The organism is Chryseobacterium sp. CFS2, assembly GCF_036543225.1.
Classification (GTDB): Bacteria; Bacteroidota; Bacteroidia; order Flavobacteriales; family Weeksellaceae; genus Chryseobacterium; species Chryseobacterium culicis_A.
Window position 1 is genome coordinate 1 of the sequence record NZ_JAZHQU010000021.1, and the last position, 1362, is coordinate 1362.

The 1362-nt window shown below is 31.2% G+C and carries 2 protein-coding genes; both read left to right on the top strand.

Annotated features, from left to right (window positions below):
• On the top strand, positions 1 to 548 hold a 548-nt coding region (locus ODR02_RS23630), incomplete at its 5' end, for a transposase (protein WP_408916235.1).
• Positions 536 to 1362, top strand: an 827-nt coding sequence (locus ODR02_RS23530; RefSeq protein WP_408916237.1) for an IS3 family transposase, incomplete at its 3' end; no start/stop codon positions are given. The genes ODR02_RS23630 and ODR02_RS23530, both read left to right, overlap by 13 nt.

A 1362-nucleotide genomic window follows, 5' to 3' on the forward strand; every position in this document is an offset into this window, starting at 1 on the left:
GACACTTTTTAGGGGCATTTTTTATGGGAAAATCAAAGTATAGTTTAGAATTTAAAACAGATTGTGTTGTTAAGGTTTTACAAAGACATCGTTCGATTTCCGTAGTTGCTAAAGAATTAGGGATCAGTAAATCTTTATTGAAACAATGGGTTAAATACTATAATCAACATGGATCTAGAGGTCTTCTTCGCATCCATAACAGAGTTTATGATGTCAATTTTAAGCTGAAAGTTTTACAATCCATATCAGAAAGTCACCTTTCCATTAAACAGGCATGCTTAAAGTTTAATATAGGTGCGGAGTCCAGTATTTTAAATTGGCAGCATAATTATGAGAAAAGTGGTATTTTAGGGTTAGAAAATAAACCCAGAGGAAGACCTAAGATAATGAGTGATAATAAAGATAAAAAAAGAAAATCTGATAAAGTTTTGACACGAGAAGAAGAACTTTTACTTGAAAATGAAAGGCTTCGAGCAGAGATTGATTATCTAAAAAAGTTAGACGCCTTAGCTCTAGCCAGCAAAAAGCAAAAGCCATCGAAGAGTTAAGGCCAAAGTATAATTTAGCAATATTGCTGAATTGTTCAGGTATGGCAAGAAGCAGTTTTTATTATCATCAGGCTCGGGGTAATGCCGGAGATAAATATGCTCATATTAAAAGTTTAATACAATTAATTTATCAAAAGCATAAAGGAAGATTTGGATATAGAAGAATCACTCTGGAACTAAAAAATCAGGGTGTAATTATCAATCATAAAACAGTTTTACGATTAATGAAAGACTTGGGCTTAAAAAGCTTAATTCGGGTGAAAAAATACAGATCTTACCGTGGAGAACAAGGAAAAATAGCCCCGAATATTCTGAAAAGAAACTTCAAGACTAATCACCCGAACCAAAAATGGGCTACCGATATTACAGAATTCAATGTTTCTGGAAACAAATTATATCTGTCTCCTATCATCGACTTATTTAACGGAGAGATTATAAGCTATGAGCTTTCAGAAAAGCCAGTTTTTGCACAAATTATTAATATGTTGAAAAAGAGTTTTAGAAAAACAAAGAATATACAGAACCTAATTCTTCACTCAGACCAGGGTTGGCAATATCAAATGAAGCTGTATCAAAATATTTTGAAACAAAAAGGAATTATCCAAAGTATGTCTAGAAAAGGGAATTGTTTGGATAATGCTATAATAGAGAATTTCTTTGGAACATTAAAATCCGAAATGTTTTATCTGAAAAAGTTTAAATCAATACAAGAATTAAAAGACGAAATTCATCAATATATTGACTATTATAATAATGAGAGAATAAGACTTAATTTAAAAGGAAAGAGCCCGATAGAATATCGAACTCTTTATTA